Raw genomic sequence first — 22,723 nt, 5'->3', positions numbered from 1 at the left:
GCCGTGGCGATCACAGGGAACGCAGGGGAGGCCGTGCAATCAGTGCATGTGCGGTCCGTGGGATCAGAGGGTGCGCAACAGCACCGCCGGCTGTTCCACGCAGTCCGCCACGTACCGCAGGAAGCCGCCCGCCGTGCCGCCGTCGCAGACGCGGTGGTCGAAGGTGAGCGACAGCTGGACGACCTGCCGCACCGCCAGCTCGCCCTCGTGCACCCACGGCTTGGGGATGATCCGGCCGACGCCGAGCATGGCGGCCTCGGGGTGGTTGATGATCGGTGTGGAGCCGTCGACGCCGAAGACCCCGTAGTTGTTCAACGTGAAGGTCCCGCCGGTGAGTTCCCCGGGCGTGAGGCCTCCGGTCCGGGCCGCCTCGGTCAGCCGGGCGAACTCCGCTGTCAGCGACTCGGCGTCCCGCGTGTGCGCGTCCCGTACGACGGGCACGACGAGCCCGCGCTCGGTCTGCGCCGCGAACCCGATGTGCACATGGTCGAACTGGACGACCTCCCTGGCCGCCATGTCGACGGTCGAGTTGAGCTCGGGGAACCGGGCGAGGGCGGCCGTGCAGATCCGGGCGAGGAGCGCGAGGAGGGAGATCTTCGATCCGCCCGCCGCGTTCATGGCCGTACGCGCACGCATCAGCTCCGTCGCGTCGGCGTCCACCCAGCAGGTGGCGTCGGGGATCTCACGCCGGCTGCGGGAGAGCTTGTCGGCCACGGCACCGCGGATGCCCTTGAGGGGGACGCGGATGCCTCCGGGGGTGGGAGCCGACGTCTGCGGCAGCGCTGTCGGCGTCGCTTCCGCGGCCTTGTCCGGCGCGGCGGCGGACCGCAGTGCGTTCTCCACGTCCGCCCGCAGGATGAGCCCGTCGGGTCCGGAACCGGTCAACTCCCGCAGATCCAGGCCGTTCTCCCGGGCGAGCCTGCGCACCAGGGGCGAGATCACGGGAACCGGACCCTCCACCACCTCGCGCACCGCGGCCTGCCCGTTCGCCGCCTGGGACGCCATGGGCGCCCCCTGCCCCGGCCGCACCCTGCGCCGCCGCGCGGGCGCCTCCGACGTGCCGTACCCCACCAGCACGTTCCCGGAGCCCTCGCTCTTCCCGGCGGAGCCGTCGGTGGAACCGTCGGCGACGGGTGCCCCGACCGCCACCGTGATCAGGGGCGCTCCCACGGGAAGCTCCGTGCCCTCCTCGCCGAATCGGGCCGTGACGACACCGCCGTACGGACACGGCACCTCGACCATCGCCTTGGCCGTCTCGACCTCGACGACCGGCTGGTCCACGGCGACCACATCGCCGACCTCCACCAGCCAGCGCACGATCTCCGCCTCGGTGAGCCCCTCCCCGAGGTCGGGCAGCTTGAACTCCAAGACCTGTGCCATCAGCCCTCGGCCTCCCACTGCAGACGCCCCACGGCGTCCAGGATCCGGTCCACGCCGGGCAGATGGTGGCGCTCCAGCATCGGCGGCGGGTAAGGGATGTCGAATCCGGCCACGCGCAGCACCGGCGCCTCCAGGTGGTGGAAACAGCGCTCCGTGACCCGGGCCGCGATCTCCCCGCCCGGCCCGCCGTACCCACCCGACTCGTGCACGACGACCGCGCGCCCGGTCCGCCGGACCGACGCGCAGACCGTCTCGTCGTCGAACGGCACCAGCGAGCGCAGATCGACGACCTCGAGGTCCCAGCCCTCGGCCTGTGCCGCCTCGGCGGCTTCGAGGCAGACGGGTACGGACGGCCCGTACGTGATGAGCGTGGCGCTCCGCCCCGAGCGCCGCACCGTCGCGCGGCCGATCGGTTCGACGTCGGTCGGATGGTCCGGATTCCAGGAGTCCTTCGACCAGTACAGGCGCTTGGGCTCCAGGAAGACGACCGGGTCGTCGGAGGCGATGGCGGCGCGCAGCAGCCCGTACGCGTCGGCGACGGTGGCGGGCGTGACGACATGGAGCCCCGGAGTCGCCATGTAGTACGCCTCGGAGGAGTCGCTGTGGTGCTCGACGCCGCCGATGCCGCCGCCGTAGGGCACACGGACGGTGATGGGCAGCGGCATCGCGCCGCGCGTGCGGTTGCGCATGCGCGCCACGTGCGAGATCAGCTGCTCGAAGGCGGGGTAGGCGAACGCGTCGAACTGCATCTCCACGACCGGCCTGAGGCCGTACATCGCCATGCCGACCGCGGTGCCGAGAATGCCGGCCTCGGCCAGCGGGGTGTCGGTGCAGCGGTCCTCGCCGAACTCCTTGGCGAGGCCGTCGGTGACCCGGAAGACACCGCCGAGGGTGCCGACGTCCTCACCCATGACGTGCACGGTCGGGTCGGCGGCCATCGCGTCGCGCATCGCGCGCGTGAGGGCCTGCGCCATGGTGGCCGGTTTGAGGGCGACGGTCGTCATCAGTGCGCCCCTTCCTGTTCCGCCGCCAACTCCGCCCGCAACTGCTCCTGCTGCTCGCGCAGTTGCGGGGTCGGCTCGGCGTAGACGTGGGCGAACAGGTCCATCGGGTCGAGCGCCGGGTCCTGGTTCATGCGCTCGCGCAGGTCGGCGGCCATGGTCTCGGCGGCGTCCCGCGCGGCCTGGATGGCGTCGTCGTCGAGGAGACCGCGCGTGGTCAGCTCGTGCTCCAGGAGCGCGATCGGGTCGTGCTGCCGCCAGGTCTCGACCTCCGCGTCGCCGCGGTAGCGGGTCGCGTCGTCGGCGTTGGTGTGGGCCTCCACGCGATAGGTGATCGCCTCGACGAGGGTGGGGCCGCCGCCCTCGCGCGCGTGCCGTACGGCGTCGGCGAGGACCTCGTGCACGGCGGCCGCGTCGTTGCCGTCGACCAGCCGGCCGGGCATGCCGTAGCCGACGGCCTTGTGGGCCAGCGACGGGGCCGCGGTCTGCTTGGCGAGCGGGACGGAGATCGCGAAGCCGTTGTTCTGGACCAGGAAGACGACCGGCGCCTGCCAGACGGCGGCGAAGTTCAGCGCCTCGTGGAAGTCGCCCTCGCTGGAACCGCCGTCGCCGACCATGGCGAGCGCGACCACGTCGTCGCCCTTGAGGCGGGCCGCGTGGGCGAGGCCGACGGCGTGCGGGAGCTGGGTGGCGAGGGGGGTGCACAGGGGGGCGACCCGGTGTTCGCGCGGGTCGTAGCCGGTGTGCCAGTCGCCGCGCAGCAGGGTCAGCGCCTGGACGGGGTCCAGGCCGCGGGCGACGGCGGCGAGGGTGTCGCGGTAGCTGGGGAAGAGCCAGTCACGGTCCTCGAGGACCAGCGCGGCGGCGACCTCGCAGGCCTCCTGGCCGGTGCTGGAGGGGTAGACGGCGAGGCGGCCCTGCTTGGTGAGGGCGGTGGCCTGCGTGTTGTACCGACGGCCGCGCACCAGTTCGGCGTACAGGCGGCGCAGCAGGCCGGGGTCGGCCTTCCCTGCCGCCCCCGTGCCGAGGACGCGGTACGGCTCCGCGTCGGGCAGCAGCGGCGCGGGGTCGGTACGGGGCTGCCAAGCGGGCGGCGGCGATGGCCGGTACGCGCCCCGCTGCTCCATGACCGTCATGACGGCACCTCCTCGTGGGAGCGGCTTCAGACGCGTCACGGCTTGTGATGCGCCTCACCTACCGATTGTTCGGTCGTCGGCACATTTTGGCTACAGGCACCCTCAGGCTGTGGACAAACGGTTCTCCACAGCCTGCAATGAACGCAGTACGTCCATGGTAGGGAGGCGGGGGGACATGGCACCTGAACAAATGGCCGAGAGCCCGGACGGCAGTCGCCCGCTGCCGCCCCCTCGTCCCCTCGACGCCATCGACGAGGACATCCTGAAGATGCTCCAGGCGGACGGCCGCGCGTCGATAAGGTCGGTGGCCGAACGCGTGCACGTCTCGCGCGCGAATGCCTACGCGCGTATCAACCGTCTCGTCGAGGACGGCGTGATCCGCGGTTTCGGCGCCCGTGTCGACCACGAACGCGCCGGTCAGGGCACATCGGCGTACATCACCCTGAAGATCGTCCAGAACTCCTGGCGCACGGTCCGCGCACAGCTCATCCAGCTGCCCGGCGCCTCCCACATCGCCCTGGTCGGCGGCGACTTCGACGTCCTGCTCCTGGTCCACACCCCCGACAACAGGGCCCTGCGCGAACTGGTCCTCACCCGCCTCCAGGCCATCCCGGAGGTCCTCAGCACCCGCACCCTGCTGGTCTTCGAGGACGAGGACCTGGAGCCGCAGGGCTGAACAGGGCTGCGCCGGGCCGGGCAGGGCGAACCCTTTCTGCGGCCCTTGTGCATGCGGCCCTTGTGCGTGCGGCTCAGTGCTCCTTGCGCAGCCCCGAGAACACCAACTGCACGACGGCGTCGGCCGCTTCGCGTTCGCTCACGCCCCGCCCGTCCGGCCGGTACCACTCCACCATCGAGTTGATCATTCCGAAGACCAGCCGGGTCGCGAGCCGCACATCGACATCGCCGCGCACATCGCCGTCGACGGCCGCGGCCCTCAGCAGCTCGGCGACCCGGTGGTCGAAGTCGCGGCGCCGCTCCAGAGCCCAGCGCTCGGTGTCGGTGTTGCCGCGCACGCGCAGCAGCAGCGTCACGTACGGCAGCTCGGTGATCAGCACCTCGACCATGCGCCGCACGACGTACTCCAGGCGCTCGACCGCCCGCCCCACGCGCGCGTGCTCCTCGCCGAGGATCCCGAAGAGGCCGTCCAGCGCGCGGCTGACGGCCCTGCGCAGCAGCTCCTCCTTGCCCGCGACGTGGTGGTAGATCGAGGACTTGGAGATGCCGGCCGCCTTGGAGAGATGCTCCATGGACGTGCCGTCGTAGCCGCGCTCGATGAAGACCTGGACCGCGACGGAGAGCAGCGTCTCCGGGGTGTACGTGTCGCGCTTGGCGGTGGTCACGAGGTGCTGCCCTCCCTCTTGTCGGTGGCGTACGCGTGGCGGTACAGCGCGAGGGACGGTGCGTAGCGGCCGCTCGGATCACGCAGGTGCAGGTCGTCGAGGAGGGCGTAGGCCCAGTTGCGGCCGAGCCTGCGGCTCCACTCGAAGGGGCCCAGCGGGTAGTTGACGCCGAGGCGCATCGCGGTGTCGATGTCCTCCTCGGTGGCCACGCCCTTGGCGACGGCGTCGTGCGCCAGGTCGACGATCCGGGCGACCGTGCGGGCGACGATCATGCCGGGGACGTCACCGATGACGCTGACGTCCTTGCCGAGAGCCTGGAAGAGGCCGATCGCCTCGGCGAGGGTCTGCTGCGCGGTGTCCTGGGAGGCGGACAGGGCGATACGGGTGGCCCGGCGGTAGTCGAGCGCGAGGTCGAAGTAGACGACGTCCCGGAACTCCACCGAGGTCTGCCCGTCGGCGAGCGCCAGCTGACCCCCGCTCGGCAGCACCAGCCGGGTGCCGTGGTCCTCGTCGTCCTCGCGCACCGGGATGCCCGCCTCGCGGATCAGCGCGAGGAGCTCGGACGCGGGGCCCAGGTCGCCCTCGGCGACGACGTACGCGGGCGCCTGCGCCGGTTCCGCGGTGTGCGGATCGGCGGGCTCGGCGTCGGGGCCGTACACGTACCAGCCGTGTCCGCTCTTGCGGCCGAGCCGGCCGGACTCCACCAGCCGCCGCTGCGCGAGCGAGGGCGTGAAGCGGACGTCCTGGAAGAAGGACTTCCAGACCGAGTGCGTGACCGACTCGTTGACGTCCTGCCCGATCAGGTCGGTGAGCTCGAACGCGCCCATCTTGAAGCCGCCCGACTCACGCAGCACCGCGTCGATGGTGGCGGGGTCGGCGCCCTGGGCCTCGTACACCGCGAACGCCTCGGCGTAGTAGGGCCGGGCGATGCGGTTGACGATGAATCCGGGGGTGTCGGCACAGGCGACCGGCGTCTTGCCCCAGACCCGTGCGGTCTCGTACGCGCGCGTGGCCGAGGTGACGTCGGTGGCGAAGCCGGAGACGACCTCGACGAGCGGCAGCAGCGGTGCGGGGTTGAAGAAGTGCAGGCCCACGAAACGGCCCGGGTTGCGCAAGGCACCGCCGATGGCCGTGACCGACAGGGACGAGGTGTTGGTGGCGAGCAGACAGTCCTCACCGACGACGTCCTCCAGCTCCCGGAAGAGCTCCTGCTTGACGTCCAGCCGCTCCAGGGCCGCCTCGACGACCAGGGCGCAGTCCGCGAGGTCGGCGAGGCTGTCGGCGGCCGTGAGACGCGCGCGTGCCGCGTCCCGGTCGGCGCCGGTGAGACGCTCCTTCTCGACGAGCCGGTCGAGCCGCGCGCCGATCGCGTCAGCGGCTTCCTGGGCGCGCCCGGGAGCGGCGTCGTACAGCCGGACGGGATGGCCGGCGACCAACGCGACCTGGGCGATGCCCTGGCCCATGGTGCCGGTGCCGACGACGGCCACGGGGCTGCTGAGGTCGAGTGCTGTCATGTGCGCGATCCTCCCGCACGGGGTTTTCCACAGTTGCGGCGGACCCCCTTGTCCCGACCGATCGTTCGGTTACTCTAACTCTGTCTGGCTGTATCTGCCCAGGTTCTGCCCAGGTCATGAGCTCGACGAAGAGTTCACAAGACGAGGAGTTGGTCCCGCATGGCCGCCGAACTGACCGCCCACGAGCTGATCGCCAAGCACCGGCCCACCCTCGACCAGGCGCTCGAAGCGATCCGCACGCGCGCGTACTGGTCGCCGCATCCCGAACACCCCAAGGCCTACGGTGAGAACGGCAGCCTGGACGCGGCCGCGGGCAAGGCCGCCTTCGACGCGCTGCTGGGCACCCGCGTCGACCTCGGCCAGCCCGGCACGGACGACTGGGTGGGAGGCGAGGTCTCGCCGTACGGCATCGAGCTGGGGGTGAGCTACCCCCACGCGGACATCGACATCCTGCTGCCCGCCATGCGCGAGGGGCAGCGCGCGTGGCGCGAGGCGGGTGCGGAGATCCGCGCGGTGGTCTGCGTGGAGATCCTCAAGCGGATCAGCGACCGGACGCACGAGTTCGCGCACGCGGTCATGCACACCTCCGGCCAGGCCTTCATGATGGCGTTCCAGGCGGGCGGCCCGCACGCGCAGGACCGCGGTCTGGAGGCGGTGGCGTACGCGTACGTGGAGCAGGTCCGCACGCCCGACACCGCGGAGTGGAGCAAGCCGCAGGGCAAGCGCGACCCGCTGGCGCTCACCAAGCAGTTCACGCCGGTCCCGCGCGGCATCGGCCTGGTCATCGGCTGCAACACCTTCCCGACCTGGAACGGCTATCCGGGCCTGTTCGCCTCTCTCGCCACCGGCAACGCGGTCCTGGTCAAGCCCCACCCGCGCGCGGTGCTGCCGCTCGCGCTCACCGTCCAGGTCGCACGTGAGGTCCTGAGCCAGGCCGGCTTCGATCCGAACCTGGTCGCGCTGGCCGCCGAGCGTCCCAGCGAGGGCATCGCCAAGACCCTGGCCGGCCGCCCGGAGATCCGGATCATCGACTACACGGGTTCCACGGCGTTTGGCGACTGGCTGGAGGCCAACGCCCGCCAGGCGCAGGTCTACACGGAGAAGGCCGGCGTCAACACGGTGCTGGTCGACTCGACGAGCAACTACAAGGGCATGCTCTCCAACCTGGCGTTCTCGCTGTCGCTCTACAGCGGCCAGATGTGCACGACTCCGCAGAACTTCCTGATCCCCCGCGACGGCATCCGCACCGACGAGGGCCCCCGCACCTTCGACGAGGTGGTCGCCGACCTCGCCCGCGCCGTGGACGGCCTGCTGGGCGACGACGCGCGGGCGAACGCGCTGCTCGGCGCGATCGTGAACCCCGACGTCAAGGCCCGCCTGGAGGCCGCGACGGGGCTCGGCGAAGTCGCCCTCGCCTCCCGCGAGATCGCCAACCCGGAGTTCCCGGACGCGGTCGTGCGCACCCCCGTCATCGTCAAGCTGGACGGCGCCAAGCCGGACGACGAGGCCGCCTTCATGAGCGAGTGCTTCGGCCCGGTCTCCTTCGCCGTGGCCGTCGACTCCTCGGCCGACGCGGTGGAGCTGCTGCGGCGCACGGTCCGCGAGAAGGGCGCCATGACGGTCGGCGCGTACACCACCGACGAGGACGTCGAGCGGTCCGTGCAGGAGGTCTGCCTGGAGGAGGCGGCCCAGCTGTCGCTGAACCTCACGGGCGGGGTGTACGTCAACCAGACGGCCGCGTTCTCCGACCTCCACGGGTCCGGGGGCAACCCGGCGGCGAACGCCGCGCTGTGCGACGGAGCGTTCGTGGCGAACCGCTTCCGGGTGGTCGAGGTGCGTCGGGAGGCCTGAGCGGTCAGAAGCCGGCCGCGCTCCAGTGGTACAGCGTCATCGCCACGCTGGTGGCCAGGTTGTAGCTGGACACCTGCGGGCGCATCGGCAGGGACAGCAAGTGGTCGGCACGCGCGCGTAGGTCGGCCGACAGGCCGCTGCGCTCCGAGCCGAACGCGAGGACGGCGTCGTCCGGGAGCTTGAGGCCCCGGATGTCGTCGCCCTCCGGGTCCAGAGCGAACAGCGGGCCCGGAGGCAGTTCCTCGACCGTCACCCGTTCCACCGCCGTCGCGAAGTGCAGCCCGGCGCCTGCGCGCACCACCGTCGGGTGCCAGGGGTCGAGCGTGCCGGTGGTGACCACCCCCGTCGCGCCGAAGCCCGCCGCCAGCCGGATCACGGCCCCGGCGTTGCCGAGGTTGCGCGGCTGGTCGAGGACCACCACCGGGGCGGTGCGCGGCATCAGGGCCAGCCGCTCCAGGTTGGCCGCGCGGGACGGTCGTACCGCCAGGGCGGCGACCGCGGTCGGATGCGGGCGCGGCACCAGCGAGGCGTACACCGGCTCCGGGACCTCGGTCAGCAGCGCGTCCAGCGTCCGGCGTACGTCGGGGGCGAGCTCGTCCGCGAGGGCGAGCGTCGCCTCCCGGTCGGTGGTGACCGCGACCGGGACCTCGGCGCCGAAGCGCACCGCGTGCTTGAGGGCGTGGAAGCCGTCGAGCAGGACGGAGGAGTCGGCGAGCCGGTGCCAGAGGCCGGCGGGGTCGGTCATGCCGTGAAGCCTACGTGCGTCTCCTCGGCGCCCTCCTGGGCGCGTGGCTCCGGCACCGGCGCGGGACCGCCGCGTCCCGCCGTCAGCCGTTCACGCGCGCGTGCCACCCGGCCACCCACCCGGCGCAGGAACGGCGTCGGCAGGAACACCGCGTCGGCGGCAATCATCGCCAGCGAGAAGAACGGCAGCCCGAGGACGATCGCGATCACCGCGTGCTCGGTCATCATGGCCGCCAGCAGGACATTCTTGACCCGCCGGTTGAACAGGGTGAACGGGAAGGCCACCTGGACCACGACGGTCCCGTACGTCACGAGCAGCACCATCGTGGCGCTGGACGACAACGCGTCGGCGAGGGCGGGCCAGGGCGAGAAGTAGTCCAGGTGCAGGGGGTAGTAGACGGCGGTGCCGTCCTGCCAGCGCGTGCCCTGGATCTTGTACCAGCCGGCCGTGGCGTAGATCAGACAGGCCTCGGCCATGATCACGAGCAGGGCGCCGTTGTGCACGATGTTGCCGACGACGTCGAGCAGGATCCGCGGCTGATCCGTCCGCGCCAGTCGCCGGACCGTCCACCACACGCCGAGCCCCAGCCACACCGCCCACAGCAGCGCGGGGATGAACAGATCGCCCTCCAGCAGCCGTCCGGCCCCGGTCACCGCGATCAGGATCAGCCCGAGCACGATCCACAGGGCCGGGCCGACCCGGTCCGCGACCCGCTCGCCACGCGCGCGTGCCTCGTTCTCGCGCCGCGCCCTGCGCGCGTCCAGCGACCAGACCTGGCCGCAGCGCGTGAAGACGAGGTAGACGCACATCAGGTGCAGGACGTTGTCGCCGCCGTCGCCCATGAAGATGGAGCGGTTCTGCAGCGACAGCACGCCGACCATGAAGAGCACCGACATGGTGCGGGTGCGCCAGCCCAGCAGCAGCAGGACGCTCGACAGCACGGCGAGGCCGTAGACGCTCTCGAACCAGATCCGGCCGTCCGACCAGATCAGCGCCGTGAAGGCGCCGTTTCCGGCGATCAGCTGCTCGGCGAGGTCCCAGCTCCACGGGCCGTCGGGGCCGTACAGCTCCAGGCGGTGGGGCAGCTCGCGCAGCAGGAAGAGCAGCCAGGTCGCGCTGAAGCCGATGCGGACCACGGCGCTCTGGTACGGGCCGAGCGCCGACTCGGTGATCCGGGCGATGGCGGTGGAGAGCGACAGGGCGAAGCGGTTCATCGCTCACCTCCCGGCAGATCGGCCGGCGTGACCGACCACCAGGGCAGCTCCCGGTACAGGGGCTTCTCGGAGACCTGCTCCTGGCTCCACTTCGGCGGTCGCACACTGGTGGTACGGGAGCGGACCTGTACGCGTTCGACGCTGCCGTCGGACCCGGCCGCGTCGTCCCGGTCCAGGCGCATCACCACGATGCGGCGCAGATACGTCTCGGACAGGGCGCCGCGCAGACCGACGGGGCGGTTGTCGGTGCCGTGCGTGGCGGTGAAGAAGTCCCACGCGCGGCGCAGCTCGTTCTGCTGGGTGTGGCTGGGCAGCAGATTGCCGTCGATGGCCCGGCCGTCCTCGGCGGACAGGTCGTACCAGCCGGTGGTCCGCACCGTGCCGTCCGCGGCGAGGACCTGGGCCCGCACCTGGACCGCGATGTTCTGCTGCAGCGGGTTCGGCGCGAACAGCTTCCAGTTCTGCTCGAACTCCGGGTAGATCCAGTCGTCGATCGCCTTGCCGTGCTGCTTGGTGACCGCGTTCGACGGCGCGACGTGCAGGAACGTCATCCCCAGATGGACGCAGACGGTGACCGCCACGATCGCGAGCGCCAGCGCGGCACCGATCTGGTAGCGGAGCGAGAGGGCGGCCACACCGGTGCGGGGTTCGGCGCCGTGCGGGGGAGGCAGGTCGTACGGTGAGGGCGGGGGAGCCGCGTCCGCGGGATCGCCGGCTGCGGGCAGGGCAACCTGCGGCCAGGCGCCCCCCTCCGGCGCCCCCGGCTCGTCGGCAGGCCCGTTCCGGGCGCCCGAGCCTGTGTCGTACGCGTCCATTCCGCCCCGTCTCCCGATGTCCGCTCCCGTATTCCGGCCGCGAGGCCGCAGGGCGCTCCACCGCCCTTGCGCACCGCTCCACGGCGCTCGCACGGGAACGGTACTCAGGCCCTCCCGCCCGCACAGCCCGTCGGCAGGTTATCCACAGCGGTTGACACCTTACGGCTCCCGGCACACCATGGAATCGACGAACCGAACGATCGGTCGGGAGCCTGCTCCGGGCAGCGCACAGGGTCGAGGGGGCCACATGGCAACAGCAGCACAGGCGTACGACAGGGAGGACGCCGTCGACCAGGACGCGTACGAGCGCGCCTTCGACGCCGCCGTGGCCGCCGACGAGCGCATCGAACCGCGCGACTGGATGCCGGACGCCTACCGCGCGACGCTGGTCCGCCAGATCGCCCAGCATGCCCACTCCGAGATCATCGGCATGCAGCCGGAGGCGAACTGGATCACGCGCGCGCCCTCGCTGCGCCGCAAGGCCATCCTGATGGCCAAGGTCCAGGACGAGGCCGGGCACGGCCTCTACCTCTACAGCGCGGCCGAAACCCTCGGCACGGGCCGCGACGAGCTGCTGGACAAGCTCCACTCCGGCCGCCAGAAGTACTCCTCGATCTTCAACTACCCCACGCTGACCTGGGCGGACGTCGGCGCGATCGGCTGGCTCGTGGACGGCGCCGCGATCACCAACCAGGTCCCCCTGTGCCGCTGCTCCTACGGCCCGTACGCGCGCGCGATGGTCCGCGTCTGCAAGGAGGAGTCCTTCCACCAGCGCCAGGGCTACGAGCTCCTGCTGGCCCTCAGCAAGGGCACCCCCGAGCAGCACGCGATGGCCCAGGACGCGGTGGACCGCTGGTGGTGGCCGTCCCTGATGATGTTCGGCCCGCCCGACGACGAGTCCGCGCACTCCGCGCAGTCGATGGCCTGGAAGATCAAGCGGCACTCCAACGACGAGCTGCGCCGGCGCTTCGTCGACATCTGCGTCCCCCAGGCCGAGTCCCTGGGCCTCACGCTCCCCGACCCGGACCTGAAGTGGAACGAGGAGCTGGGCCGGCACGAATTCGGCCCGATCGACTGGACCGAGTTCAAGAACGTCCTCAAGGGCAACGGCCCCTGCAACGAACAGCGGATCACCCAGCGCAGGCGGGCCCACGACGAGGGCGCCTGGGTCCGCGAGGCCGCCTCGGCCTACGCCGGCAAGCACACCGAGACGGGAGCCACGCGCGCATGACGAACACCGACTGGCCTCTGTGGGAGGTCTTCGTACGCTCCCGCCGCGGCCTCTCGCACACCCACGCCGGCAGCCTGCACGCACCGGACGCGGACCTCGCCCTGCGCAACGCCCGCGACCTGTACACCCGCCGCGGCGAGGGCGTCTCGATCTGGGTCGTCCCGTCCTCCGCGATCACCGCGTCCTCGCCGGACGAGAAGGACCCGTTCTTCGAACCGTCGGCCGACAAGCCCTACCGCCACCCGACGTTCTACGAGATCCCGGACGGGGTGAAGCACCTGTGAGCGTCGACATGACCACGCACGCCGCCGCGCTGGCCCTCGGCGACGACGCCCTGGTGCTCTCCCACCGCCTCGGCGAATGGGCCGGGCACGCCCCCGTCCTGGAGGAGGAGCTCGCCCTCGCCAACATCGCGCTGGACCTCCTGGGCCAGGCCCGAGTCCTGCTCTCGATGGCCGGCGACGAGGACGAACTGGCGTATCTGCGCGAGGAGCGCGCCTTCCGCAACCTCCAGCTGGTGGAGCAGCCGAACGGCGACTTCGCCCACACCATCGCCCGCCAGCTGTACTTCTCCACCTACCAGCACCTGCTCCACGCCGAACTGGCCGCGGGCGAGGGCCCCTTCGCCCCGCTCGCCGCGAAGGCCGTCAAAGAGGTCGCCTACCACCGCGACCACGCCGAGCAGTGGACCCTGCGGCTGGGCGACGGCACGGACGTCAGCCACGAGCGGATGCGGCGGGCGTGCGAGGCGCTGTGGCGGTTCACCGGCGAGATGTTCCAGCCGGTGGAGGGCGTCGACGTCGACTGGGCCGCGTTGGAGACGGCGTGGCTGGCGTCCGTCACGGACGTCCTGGGCCGCGCCACCCTGAGTGTCCCCGATGGACCGCGCACGGGCGCGTGGGCGGCCGGTGCGGGCCGGCAGGGCCTGCACACCGAGCCCTTCGGGCGGATGCTCGCCGAGATGCAGCATCTGCACCGCAGCCACCCGGGGGCGTCATGGTGACCGTGACACCGCTGGAGGCGGAACTCCTCGAGGTGGCTGGGTCGGTGCCAGACCCCGAACTGCCCGTGCTCACCCTGCGGGAACTGGGAGTCGTGCGCGCGGTGCACGTCCGCGGCGAGGACACGGCCGAGGTCGAACTGACCCCGACGTACACCGGCTGCCCGGCGATCGAGGCGATGTCCGTGGACATCGAGCGGGTGCTGCACGCCCACGGCGTCCGCGAGGTCACCGTGCGCACGGTCCTCGCGCCCGCCTGGTCGACGGACGACATCTCGGCCGAAGGCCGCCGAAAGCTGCAGGAGTTCGGCATCGCCCCGCCTCGCACGCAGCGGGCGGCAGGACCGGTGACCGTGTCCCTGGGCCCCACCCGGACGCTCGACACCATCGACCCCGTCCGCTGCCCGCACTGCGGATCCGCCGACACCGAGCTGCTCAGCCGTTTCTCCTCCACGGCCTGCAAGGCGCTGCGGCGCTGTCTGGACTGCCGTGAACCGTTCGACCACTTCAAGGAGTTGTGATGGCCCGCTTCCACGCGCTCCAGGTGGCGGCGGTCGACCGGCTCACCGACGACTCCGTGGCCCTCACCTTCACCGTGCCGCCGGAGCTCGGCGAGGCCTACCGGTACGCACCGGGCCAGCACCTCGCCGTGCGCCGCACGGGGGACGGCGAGGAGATCCGACGCACGTACTCGATCTGCTCCCCGGCGCCGGACGGCGAAGCCCCTCGCCGACTGCGCGTCGGTGTACGGCTGGTGGAAGGCGGAGCCTTCTCGACGTACGCGCTCAAGGAGATCGCCGTCGGCGACGAGCTGGAGGTGATGACTCCCGCGGGGCGCTTCACCCTCGCTCCCGCACCCGGCCTGTACGCGGCGGTCGTCGGCGGCAGCGGCATCACCCCGGTGCTGTCGATCGTGTCGACGCTGCTGGCGCGCGAGCCCGAGGCCCGGTTCTGCCTGATCCGCAGTGACCGTACGGCCGCCTCGACGATGTTCCTGGACGAGGTCGCGGACCTGAAGGACCGCTACCCGGAGCGGCTTCAGCTGGTCACGGTGCTGTCCCGGGAGGAGCAGCAGGCGGGGCTGCCGTCCGGACGGCTCGACCGGGAGCGCCTGACGGGACTGCTGCCGGCGCTGCTGCCGGTGGCGGATGTGGCGGGCTGGTTCCTGTGCGGACCGTTCGGGCTGGTGCAGGGTGCGGAACGAGCCCTGAGGGAGCTCGGCGTCCCCCGGAGCCGCGTCCACGAGGAGATCTTCCACGTCGACGAGGGAGCGGCCCCGGCACCCAGGACCCCCGCGCCCGCGCACAGCACGGTGACCGCCCGTCTCGACGGCCGCGGCGGGACCTGGCCCGTCCAGGACGGCGAGTCCCTGCTCGACGCGGTCCTGCGCAACCGCTCCGACGCGCCCTACGCCTGCAAGGGCGGGGTGTGCGGCACCTGCCGCGCCTTCCTCGTCTCCGGCGAGGTCCGCATGGACCGCAACTTCGCGCTGGAGCCGGAGGAGACGGAGGCCGGGTACGTACTGGCGTGCCAGTCGCATCCGGCGACGGAGACGGTGGAGCTGGACTTCGACAGGTGAGGGCACCCGAGGCGGGCCGCCCCGTTCCCTTCTTCTAGAACCTGTTCTATCTTGACGGTCCGTCAGATCGGCTCACCCGTCGATCGGCTGACGCGTCGGGAGGACAGGGACCGTGGACTTCACCTTCACCGAGGAGCAGCAGGCGGCGGCCGAGGCGGCACGGGGCGTGTTCGCCGGGGTCGCGCCGGACGGGGTGCCGAGCCCCGCGCTCGCCACGGGAGCCGTCGCCGACACGTTCGACACCGAGCTGTGGAGCAGGCTCGCCGACGCGGACCTGCTGAGCCTGCTGCTGAAGGAGGAGTACGGCGGGGCCGGTCTGGACGCGGTCGCGCTGTGTCTGGTGCTGATCGAGTCGGCGAAGGTGCTGGCGCGGGTGCCGCTGCTGGAGAGCAGCGCGGCCGCGGCGGCCGTTCAGGCCCATGGCACCGAGGAGTTGAGGTCCGGCCTGCTCGCCCGGGTGGGCCGCGGCGAGGTCGTGCTGACCGTCGCCGCGAGCGGCCGTACCGGCCACGACCCCGCCGAACTCGCCGTGACCGCACGGCAGGAGGGCGCGGAGTGGATTCTGGACGGCGTGCAGACGGCGGTGCCGTGGGCGTTCGACGCGGACCACATCGTCGTACCCGCGCACACGGCGGCCGGACAGACCGTGCTCGCGCTGGTCGCACCCGCCGGCGAAGGGGTCGCCCTCGCCGAGCAGCTCTCCACCACGGGCGAGCGGCTCGGCGAACTACGGCTGGAGTCGGCGCGGATCGCGGCCCGGGACATCGTCGACGCGGACGGCGCGTGGGAGTCGCTACGGCATCTGCTGACCGTCGGAACGTGTGCGCAGGCACTCGGCCTGGGCTGTCAGGTCCTGCGGATGACCAGTGACTACACCAGCAAGCGGGAGCAGTTCGGCTTCCCGGTCGCCACGTTCCAGGCCGTCGCCGTGCAGGCCGCCGACCGCTACATCGATCTGAAGGCGATGGAGACCACGCTGTGGCAGGCGGCCTGGCGGACCGGCTCCGGGACGCAGGGCGCGCTACCGGTCTCCGGTGAGGTCGCCGTCGCGAAGATCTGGGCCTCCGAGGGCGTACGGCGGGTCGTGCAGACGGCGCAGCATCTGCACGGCGGATTCGGCGCCGACATCGACTACCCGCTGCACCGGTACCACGCCTGGGCCAAGCACCTGGAACTGTCGCTCGGCCCGGCAGCCGCCCACGAGGAGATGCTGGGCGACCTACTGGCGGCGCACCCTCTGGCCTGACGTGCGCCCGGGCACCTGCCCTAGAGGACGAACGCCGGCGAACCGTTGTCCGTGACCATGGGCCGGCCGGCGCCGTCCCAGGCCAGCATGCCGCCGTCGATGTTCACGGCGTCGATGCCCTGCTGGACCAGGTACTGGGTGACCTGCGCGGAGCGACCGCCGACGCGGCACATCACATAGGCCCGCCGACCGTCAGCCACCGCCTCGGTCACCTCGCCGAACCGGGCCACGAAGTCACTCATGGGCACGTGCAGCGCACCCTCGACATGCCCCGCGGCCCACTCGTCGGCCTCACGAACATCCACAACGAGACCGTCGGCCGGAACACCGGCGACGTCGACCGAGGGCAGGGAAGCTCCGAAACTCATGGCCCGAGGCTACCTGAGCGACATGCGGGCCCCACGGCCAAGGCATCCGCGCACACCGTGACGACACCCGACGTCCACAAACCCGCCCGGCACACGGCCCGCCTACTGCCCGAGGAGCTCCGCCAGCTCCCGCTCCCGCTCCGCGAGCTGCGCCAGCAACTGCTCGGCGATCTCCTCCAGAAGCCGGTCGGGATCGTCCGGGGCCAGCCGGAGCATCGCCCCGATCGCGCTCTCCTCCAGCTCCCGCGCGACCACGCTGAGCAGCTCCTTGCGCTGGGCGAGCCACTCGAGGCGGGCGTAGAGCTCCTCGCTCGGCGTCGGCCCCTGCTCCGGCGGCTTCGGCCCGGCGGCCCACTCCTCGGCCAGCTCCCGCAGCAGCGTCTCGTCACCGCGGGCGTAGGCGGCGTTGACCCGGGTGATGAACTCGTCGCGCCGAGCCCGCTCGGTGTCGTCCTGCGCCAGGTCGGGGTGGGCCTTGCGGACCAGCTCGCGGTAGAGCTTGCGGGCCTCGTCGCTGGGCCGCACCCGCTGCGGGGGCCGCACCGGCTGCTCCGTGAGCATCGCCACGGCCTCCGGGAACAGCCCGTCCCCGTCCATCCAGCCGTGGAACAGCTCCTCCACCGCCGGCATCGGCATCACCCGGGCACGGGCCTCGTCCGCCTTGCGCCGGTCCTCGGGGTCACCGGTGCGCTCGGCCGTGGCCTCGGCGATCTGGGCGTCCAGTTCGTCGAGCCGGGTGTACATCGGGCCGAGTCTCTGGTGGTGCAGCCGGGAGAAGTTCTCGACCTCGACCCGGAAGGTCTCCACCGCGATCTCGTACTCGATCAGCGCCTGCTCGGCGGCCCGCACGGCCCGCTCCAGCCGCTCCTCGGGCCGGGGCGCACCTTCCTCGGGCGCCGCCCGCGTCCCGCCGGCGACACCACCCTGCTCAGCTTCCGGGGTCGTCACCCGACCAGCGTAGGCCACGGCCGGGTCGGCCCTCGGACGACCGGTGTCAGCCCCCACGCGCATCCGGGCAATCCGCCGCCACCCACTGCGCCGCGAGGTCCCGGCACGCGACGACCAGCGTCCCCGGCCGGCACACCACCTCATGGGTGCAGCCCCCGTCGTGCGGCAGCACCTCGTCGAGGATCACGTCCCCCAGCGCGGCCACGCCACAGACGTCCAGGACATCCACCTGGAACCGCGAGACCCCCTCGTACCGGACGACCAGGTCCTCGTCGTGCTTCCAGCAGTTGTGGCCGAACCGGATCTCGATCTCCTCGTCCCCCAGGCGCCGCACCCGCTGCGGCTTGAGATCCTTCACACACCGCCTGCCGGAGAACGCGTAGTGCCCCGGGTCGGTGGCGAAGGCACGTGCCCCGGGCGGGAGTCGCTCCGCGAGCTCGGGCAGCTTCGCGAGGTAGGGCCGCGGGTCGACGATTCCCGTGATGTCCCCGTCCCGCCCGTCGAGATCCACGTACCTCACCGAAGACCCCCCACCGGCCGCAAGCCCCTCACACCCCCATCTCCCCCGCGAGCCGCCCCGACCGCACCGCCGCCACCAGCTCCGCGTGATCCGCCTCCGTACGGTCGGCGTACGCCACGGCGAACGCGGCCATCGCCTCGTCCAGTTCCTCGCTCTTGCCGCAGTACCCGGCCACGAGGCGCGGGTCGGCGCTGTGCGAGTGGGCGCGGGCCAGCAGCGCCCCCGTCATACGGCCGTAGTCGTCTATCTGGTCGGCGGCGAGCGCGGCAGGGTCGACGCTGCCCTTGCGGTTGCGGAACTGCCTTACCTGGAACGGCCGTCCCTCCACCGACGTCCAGCCCAGCAGGATGTCGCTGACGACCTGCATCCGCTTCTGCCCGAGGACGACCCGGCGGCCCTCGTGCTCGACGGCGGGCGCCTCGAACCCGGCGGCCACCAGGTGCGGCAGCAGTGCCGAGGGTCGGGCCTCCTTCACCTGGAGCACCAGCGGCTCACCGCGATGGTCGAGGAGCAGCACGACGTACGACCGTGTACCGACGCTGCCCGTACCGACGACCCGGAACGCGACGTCGTGCACCGAGTGCCGGGACATCAGCGGAAGACGGTCCTCGGAGAGCGACTCCAGGTACTCCTCCAGGGACCCGGCCACCGCCGCGGCCTCCGCGTCCGGCACGCGCCGCAGCACCGGCGGGGCGTCGACGAAGCGGCGCCCGCCGTCGTCGGTCTGCTCGGTCGACTTCGCCGCGAACCGTCCGCTGGTGTTGGCCCGCGCCTTCTCGGAGACCCGCTGCAGCGTGCCGACGAGATCGTGGGCGTCGGTGTGGGAGACCAGTTCCTCGTCCGCGATCGCGTTCCACGCGTCCAGCACCGGGAGCTTGGCCAGCAGCCGCATGGTGCGGCGGTAGGCGCCCACCGCGCCGTGCGCCGCACTGCGGCAGGTGTCCTCGTCCGCGCCCGCCTCCCGGCCGGCGAGCACCAGCGAGGCCGCGAGCCGCTTGAGGTCCCACTCCCAGGGGCCCTGGACCGTCTCGTCGAAGTCGTTGAGATCGATGACCAGATCGCCGCGCGCGTCCCCGTACAGACCGAAGTTGGCCGCGTGGGCGTCGCCGCAGATCTGGGCGCGGATCCGGGTCATGGGGGTGCGCGCCAGGTCGTAGGCCATGAGGCCCGCCGAGCCGCGCAGGAAGGCGAAGGGCGTGGCCGCCATCCGCCCGACGCGCAGCGCCGTGAGTCCGGGGATGCGGTCGCGGCTGGACTCCTCGACCGCGCTCACCGCGTCGGGCCGCGAACCGTCCAGGTCGAGCGCGGTGTGCGCACCACGCGGGACCCGCTTGCGCAGCGCCTTGCCCTCCTGCTTGGGCGACCCCTGCACCGGCCACTCGGCGAAGCCCCGCGCCCGCGGCAGCCTGCGCGCCACGCCCACGGAATCCTCGGCAGAAGCCTCCACCCCGACCTCGGTCATTGCGACCGCCTCCCCGACCATGCACGCGCCCGAACATCAACTCGTGCAGACCGTACAGCCGGTGGCCGAAACTCGTCAGACCCTGTGGACAACCCCATGGCTGTGAAAACCGGCCCCGCGGCCGCCCTCCTCGGCACCTACCCCGCGCCGGAGTTCCTCAGCACCCGCCCCCGGGCCCCTCCGGCAGGTGCCGCTGCGCCCACCGCTTCAGCTCCGCGAACGCCGGCTCCAACGCCGCCCCGGCCGCCGTCAGCCGGTACGACACCCGCAGCGGCGGCCCCTCGGCGACCTCGCGCAGCACGAGCCCCGCGGAGGCGAGCTCGGTGAGACGGTCGGACAGCATCCGCTCGCTGATGCCGGGAATCGCCCGGCGCAGGTCGACGAAGTACGCCGGCCCAGGGGTCAGGACGGCCACGATCGGCCCGGTCCAGCGCTTCCCCAGCAACTGGAAGACACGGGTGATCCCGTCGTCCACCTGCTTGCACGCCTCCGTGCCGTGACTCTCCTCGACCGTCATGCCCTTCAGGGTACTGCGCTCCCGTATGGGGGTGAAAAAAAGTAAGTCCCTGTGTTATCAATAGCCGTGTACGAACTATTAGCCACGCACCGCTCCTCAGGAGATCCCCATGGCCACCCTGCTGCACATCGACTCCTCCGTGTTCCCCCACGGCGCCTCCTCGTCCCGCTCCGTCACGGACGCCTTCCGCAGGACCTGGGAGGAGCAGCACCCCGAGGGCACGGTGATCTACCGCGACCTCGCCACGAACCCCGTGCCGCACATCACCGCCGACGCCCACATCGCCGGCTTCTCCGATCCCGCGACGCACACCCCCGAGCAGGCCGCCGCCTTCCACGCGCGCGTGCAGCTGATCGAGGAGCTCGAGGGGGCGGACGCCGTGCTGATCGGCGCCCCGATGTACAACTTCGCGATCCCCTCGACCCTCAAGGCCTGGCTGGACAACGTGATGCTGGTGGGCCGCACCTTCCTGACCGAGGACTCGAAGATCACCGGCACCCCGGTCACCGTCGTCGCCAGCCGTGGCGGCTCCTACGCGCCGGGCACTCCGCGCGAGGGCTTCGAGTACGTGCAGAACTACCTGCAGGCGGTACTCGGCGACTCACTCGCCCTGGACGTCGACTTCATCGTCCCGGAGCTGACCATGGCCCCGCAGAACCCGGCGATGACCGAACTGGTCCCCCTCTACGAGGCCTCCCGCGCGCGTGCCCACCAGGACGCGGAGACCAGGGCGAAGCACCTCGCCCAGCGCGTGGCCGCGTAGGCCTCGGGCCGCGACCCCACCGTGTGATTGTCCTCACGGCAGACAGCGCCCGGAGGGCAACGCAAAAGCCCCGTAGGTCTCAGACCTACGGGGCTTTCAGCTGTGCGCGAGGGGGGAGTTGAACCCCCACGCCCTTGCGGGCACTGGAACCTGAATCCAGCGCGTCTGCCTATTCCGCCACCCGCGCATTGGGTGTGTCTTCGGGCTTTTCCCCCTTGGGGCTGGCGCCTTCCGACACCCAGAACATTAGCACGCGGGCAGGGGTGGGTTCACATCCCTTATCGAGGGGCAGCCGCTCACCAGGGCCGTAGACATCCCGCACCAACCCACCGTCCTTCCGGCTACGTATCAACACGTGTCTGTTCACGTATCAACCTCGTACCGGTACCGCCCGTCTCCCCAGGAGCCGGTCGGGGTCCACAGCCAGGTGCGGGACACTTGTCTGCGGCCACCTCTACGATCCTTGACAGGAGGAGTCGGCCGAGGGAGTTCGAAGAGGAGCTCCACAGGGAACTTCGGAGGCGTCGACACCTGTCGACGAGGCCGACAGGGGGAACCAGCCGATTGACCGGCGCGTGGATACGATCAGTAAGCAGTACCAGGTAAGGCAGTACCCGCTCTGCGGGGTGCAGGACGGCAGCAGCTACGGAGGAGGTGCCCCATGGGAGTCCTGAAGAAGTTCGAGCAGCGCCTCGAAGGTCTGGTCAACGGCACCTTCGCCAAGGTGTTCAAGTCCGAGGTACAGCCCGTGGAGATCGCGGGAGCACTCCAGCGCGAGTGCGACAACAACGCGACCATCTGGAACCGCGACCGCACGGTCGTCCCCAACGACTTCATCGTGGAGTTGAGCACACCGGACTTCGAGCGCCTGAGCCCGTACTCCGGCCAGCTCGGCGACGAGCTCGCCGGCATGGTGCGCGACTACGCCAAGCAGCAGCGCTACACCTTCATGGGCCCCATCAAGGTCCACCTGGAGAAGGCCGACGATCTCGACACCGGCCTGTACCGGGTGCGCAGCCGCACGCTCGCCTCCTCCACCGACCAGCAGGCCCCCGGCGCGGCCGCCCCGGCGGGCCGGCCCGCGGCCCCTGGCGGCTACGGCTCCGCGGCTCCCGCCGGAGCCCCGGGCGCCCCGCCCATGCCGGCCGCGCCACCACCCGGCGGCCGCCCCGGCGGCTACGGATACCCGCAGCCCGCGAGCGGACAGCGGCCCCCTGTCGCACCCGCTCCCGCAGCCGCGGCAGGCGGACGCACCCGCCACTGGATCGAGATCAACGGCGCCCGCCATCAGATCTCCCGCGCGACGCTGGTGCTGGGCCGCAGCACCGAGGCCGACGTGCGGATCGACGACCCCGGCGTCTCCCGCCGGCACTGTGAGATCCGGACCGGAACGCCCTCGACCGTCCAGGATCTCGGATCCACCAACGGCATCGTGGTGGACGGGCAGCACACCACCCGCGCTACGCTCCGCGACGGCTCGCGGATCGTCGTGGGCAACACCACCATCATTTACCGGCAAGCCGAAGGGTGAAGCGGGGGCAATGTCAGAGCTGACCCTGACGGTCATGCGGCTGGGTTTCCTAGCCGTACTGTGGCTGTTCGTGATCGTGGCCGTACAGGTCATCCGCAGCGACCTGTTCGGTACGCGTGTCACCCAGCGCGGGGCCAGGCGAGAGGCCGCCCGGCCGCAGCAGGCCCAGCGCCAACAGGCGCCCCCGCAACAGCGCCAGCAGCCCGCTGCCGGCCGCCGCGGCCGTAACGCCCCCAGCAAGCTGGTCGTCAGCGAGGGCACCCTCACCGGCACCACCGTCGCGCTCCAGGGCCAGACCATCACGCTGGGCCGGGCGCACGACAGCACCATCGTGCTGGACGACGACTACGCCTCCAGCAGGCACGCCAGGATCTACCCGGACCGGGACGGCCAGTGGATCGTCGAGGACCTGGGGTCCACCAACGGCACCTATCTGGACCGGAGTCGGCTGACGACCCCCACACCGATTCCGCTGGGCGCGCCGATCCGCATCGGCAAGACCGTCATCGAGCTGCGGAAGTAGTGCTACATCATGAATAGGCGCGAGCGGAGCGAGCACGCG

At 71.6% G+C, this 22,723-nt stretch carries 24 protein-coding genes and 1 tRNA gene; 11 read left to right on the top strand and 14 right to left on the bottom strand.

Annotated elements, in window-relative coordinates; genetic code table 11:
- Nucleotides 1-63: 63 nt before the first annotated feature.
- From OHU89_RS25545 to pdhA, 3 genes are read right to left on the bottom strand one after another with little or no spacing between them, the layout of a single operon-like run.
- Nucleotides 64-1,380, bottom strand: coding sequence for a dihydrolipoamide acetyltransferase family protein (locus tag OHU89_RS25545; RefSeq protein WP_405646097.1), 1,317 nt, complete (start codon nucleotides 1,378-1,380; stop codon nucleotides 64-66).
- A complete protein-coding gene (locus tag OHU89_RS25540; RefSeq protein ID WP_046256571.1) occupies nucleotides 1,380-2,384 on the bottom strand; it encodes an alpha-ketoacid dehydrogenase subunit beta in 1,005 nt (334 codons plus the stop codon). The genes OHU89_RS25545 and OHU89_RS25540 overlap by 1 nt, the downstream gene beginning before the upstream one ends.
- Complete coding sequence (gene pdhA / locus OHU89_RS25535; protein ID WP_405646095.1) at nucleotides 2,384-3,517, bottom strand: pyruvate dehydrogenase (acetyl-transferring) E1 component subunit alpha; 1,134 nt, start codon at nucleotides 3,515-3,517, stop codon at nucleotides 2,384-2,386. The genes OHU89_RS25540 and pdhA overlap by 1 nt, the downstream gene beginning before the upstream one ends.
- Nucleotides 3,518-3,707: 190 nt before the next feature.
- Between pdhA and OHU89_RS25530 the strand changes: the two genes are divergently transcribed.
- Entirely contained in the window at nucleotides 3,708-4,193 is a 486-nt protein-coding gene (locus tag OHU89_RS25530; protein WP_405654652.1) for an Lrp/AsnC family transcriptional regulator, read from the top strand.
- Nucleotides 4,194-4,266: 73 nt separating this feature from the next.
- Here the strand turns inward: OHU89_RS25530 and OHU89_RS25525 are convergent, their stop codons facing one another.
- Together OHU89_RS25525 and OHU89_RS25520 are read right to left on the bottom strand one after the other, a co-directional pair.
- Complete coding sequence (locus tag OHU89_RS25525) at nucleotides 4,267-4,857, bottom strand: TetR/AcrR family transcriptional regulator (protein WP_405646094.1); 591 nt, start codon at nucleotides 4,855-4,857, stop codon at nucleotides 4,267-4,269.
- Complete coding sequence (locus tag OHU89_RS25520; protein ID WP_266889994.1) at nucleotides 4,854-6,371, bottom strand: 3-hydroxyacyl-CoA dehydrogenase; 1,518 nt, start codon at nucleotides 6,369-6,371, stop codon at nucleotides 4,854-4,856. Before OHU89_RS25520 ends, OHU89_RS25525 begins: the two co-directional genes overlap by 4 nt.
- Nucleotides 6,372-6,530: 159 nt before the next feature.
- On the opposite strand from OHU89_RS25520, the gene paaN reads away from it, so the two are divergent.
- Nucleotides 6,531-8,222 (top strand): phenylacetic acid degradation protein PaaN, encoded by a 1,692-nt coding sequence (gene paaN, locus OHU89_RS25515; protein WP_405646093.1) that lies wholly within the window; start codon nucleotides 6,531-6,533, stop codon nucleotides 8,220-8,222.
- 4 nt (nucleotides 8,223-8,226) lie between these two features.
- Here paaN and OHU89_RS25510 read toward each other — a convergent pair whose 3' ends face one another.
- The 3 genes from OHU89_RS25510 to OHU89_RS25500 are packed head-to-tail and all read right to left on the bottom strand — an operon-like array spanning nucleotide 8,227 to nucleotide 10,996.
- Complete coding sequence (locus OHU89_RS25510) at nucleotides 8,227-8,967, bottom strand: TrmH family RNA methyltransferase (protein ID WP_405646091.1); 741 nt, start codon at nucleotides 8,965-8,967, stop codon at nucleotides 8,227-8,229.
- The gene (locus OHU89_RS25505) at nucleotides 8,964-10,181 is read right to left on the bottom strand and encodes an HTTM domain-containing protein (protein WP_405646089.1); all 1,218 of its coding nucleotides are present in this window, start codon (nucleotides 10,179-10,181) and stop codon (nucleotides 8,964-8,966) included. The genes OHU89_RS25510 and OHU89_RS25505 overlap by 4 nt, the downstream gene beginning before the upstream one ends.
- Nucleotides 10,178-10,996 (bottom strand): DUF5819 family protein, encoded by an 819-nt coding sequence (locus OHU89_RS25500; protein ID WP_405646087.1) that lies wholly within the window; start codon nucleotides 10,994-10,996, stop codon nucleotides 10,178-10,180. Before OHU89_RS25500 ends, OHU89_RS25505 begins: the two co-directional genes overlap by 4 nt.
- A 247-nt stretch (nucleotides 10,997-11,243) precedes the next feature.
- On the opposite strand from OHU89_RS25500, the gene paaA reads away from it, so the two are divergent.
- From paaA to OHU89_RS25470, 6 genes are all read left to right on the top strand, one after another.
- Nucleotides 11,244-12,227: a 1,2-phenylacetyl-CoA epoxidase subunit PaaA gene (paaA, locus tag OHU89_RS25495; RefSeq protein ID WP_046256562.1), complete on the top strand. Its 984-nt coding sequence runs from the start codon at nucleotides 11,244-11,246 to the stop codon at nucleotides 12,225-12,227.
- Nucleotides 12,224-12,511 carry a 1,2-phenylacetyl-CoA epoxidase subunit PaaB gene (gene paaB, locus OHU89_RS25490; RefSeq protein ID WP_046256561.1) on the top strand — a complete coding sequence of 96 codons (288 nt, stop codon included), beginning with the start codon at nucleotides 12,224-12,226 and terminating at the stop codon, nucleotides 12,509-12,511. Before paaA ends, paaB begins: the two co-directional genes overlap by 4 nt.
- Before the next feature lie 8 nt (nucleotides 12,512-12,519).
- Complete coding sequence (paaC, locus tag OHU89_RS25485) at nucleotides 12,520-13,230, top strand: 1,2-phenylacetyl-CoA epoxidase subunit PaaC (RefSeq protein WP_405654650.1); 711 nt, start codon at nucleotides 12,520-12,522, stop codon at nucleotides 13,228-13,230.
- Entirely contained in the window at nucleotides 13,224-13,748 is a 525-nt protein-coding gene (gene paaD / locus OHU89_RS25480; protein ID WP_405646084.1) for a 1,2-phenylacetyl-CoA epoxidase subunit PaaD, read from the top strand. The genes paaC and paaD overlap by 7 nt, the downstream gene beginning before the upstream one ends.
- Nucleotides 13,748-14,806, top strand: coding sequence for a 2Fe-2S iron-sulfur cluster-binding protein (locus OHU89_RS25475; RefSeq protein ID WP_266890012.1), 1,059 nt, complete (start codon nucleotides 13,748-13,750; stop codon nucleotides 14,804-14,806). The genes paaD and OHU89_RS25475 overlap by 1 nt, the downstream gene beginning before the upstream one ends.
- Nucleotides 14,807-14,918: 112 nt before the next feature.
- Nucleotides 14,919-16,052 (top strand): acyl-CoA dehydrogenase family protein, encoded by a 1,134-nt coding sequence (locus OHU89_RS25470; protein WP_405646083.1) that lies wholly within the window; start codon nucleotides 14,919-14,921, stop codon nucleotides 16,050-16,052.
- Between the two features lie 20 nt (nucleotides 16,053-16,072).
- Here OHU89_RS25470 and OHU89_RS25465 read toward each other — a convergent pair whose 3' ends face one another.
- From OHU89_RS25465 to OHU89_RS25445, 5 genes are all read right to left on the bottom strand, one after another.
- Complete coding sequence (locus OHU89_RS25465) at nucleotides 16,073-16,420, bottom strand: rhodanese-like domain-containing protein (RefSeq protein WP_266890017.1); 348 nt, start codon at nucleotides 16,418-16,420, stop codon at nucleotides 16,073-16,075.
- A 102-nt stretch (nucleotides 16,421-16,522) separates the two neighbouring features.
- On the bottom strand, nucleotides 16,523-17,368 hold the full coding sequence (locus OHU89_RS25460; RefSeq protein ID WP_266890019.1) for a J domain-containing protein: 846 nt from the start codon (nucleotides 17,366-17,368) through the stop codon (nucleotides 16,523-16,525).
- 46 nt (nucleotides 17,369-17,414) lie between these two features.
- Nucleotides 17,415-17,888, bottom strand: coding sequence for a hypothetical protein (locus OHU89_RS25455; RefSeq protein ID WP_405646081.1), 474 nt, complete (start codon nucleotides 17,886-17,888; stop codon nucleotides 17,415-17,417).
- Nucleotides 17,889-17,916: 28 nt separating this feature from the next.
- On the bottom strand, nucleotides 17,917-19,350 hold the full coding sequence (locus OHU89_RS25450; protein ID WP_405646079.1) for a DUF2252 domain-containing protein: 1,434 nt from the start codon (nucleotides 19,348-19,350) through the stop codon (nucleotides 17,917-17,919).
- A 157-nt stretch (nucleotides 19,351-19,507) separates the two neighbouring features.
- On the bottom strand, nucleotides 19,508-19,867 hold the full coding sequence (locus OHU89_RS25445) for a helix-turn-helix domain-containing protein (RefSeq protein ID WP_266890025.1): 360 nt from the start codon (nucleotides 19,865-19,867) through the stop codon (nucleotides 19,508-19,510).
- Between the two features lie 109 nt (nucleotides 19,868-19,976).
- Here OHU89_RS25445 and OHU89_RS25440 point away from each other — a divergent pair, with 109 nt between their 5' ends.
- Entirely contained in the window at nucleotides 19,977-20,630 is a 654-nt protein-coding gene (locus OHU89_RS25440; protein WP_405646077.1) for an FMN-dependent NADH-azoreductase, read from the top strand.
- A 103-nt stretch (nucleotides 20,631-20,733) separates the two neighbouring features.
- On the opposite strand, the gene OHU89_RS25435 is transcribed toward OHU89_RS25440, so the two are convergent.
- Nucleotides 20,734-20,817: transfer RNA gene (locus tag OHU89_RS25435), tRNA-Leu, on the bottom strand.
- Between the two features lie 474 nt (nucleotides 20,818-21,291).
- Here OHU89_RS25435 and OHU89_RS25430 point away from each other — a divergent pair.
- Complete coding sequence (locus OHU89_RS25430) at nucleotides 21,292-22,161, top strand: FhaA domain-containing protein (RefSeq protein WP_405646075.1); 870 nt, start codon at nucleotides 21,292-21,294, stop codon at nucleotides 22,159-22,161.
- Between the two features lie 10 nt (nucleotides 22,162-22,171).
- Nucleotides 22,172-22,684 carry an FHA domain-containing protein gene (locus tag OHU89_RS25425; RefSeq protein ID WP_266824712.1) on the top strand — a complete coding sequence of 171 codons (513 nt, stop codon included), beginning with the start codon at nucleotides 22,172-22,174 and terminating at the stop codon, nucleotides 22,682-22,684.
- Nucleotides 22,685-22,723: the final 39 nt, after the last annotated feature.

This window comes from Streptomyces sp. NBC_00019 (assembly GCF_045041015.1).
Taxonomy (GTDB): domain Bacteria; phylum Actinomycetota; class Actinomycetes; order Streptomycetales; family Streptomycetaceae; genus Streptomyces.
The sequence above is the reverse complement of the archived record's forward strand: the minus strand, read 5'-3'. Positions and strand labels throughout refer to the sequence as shown.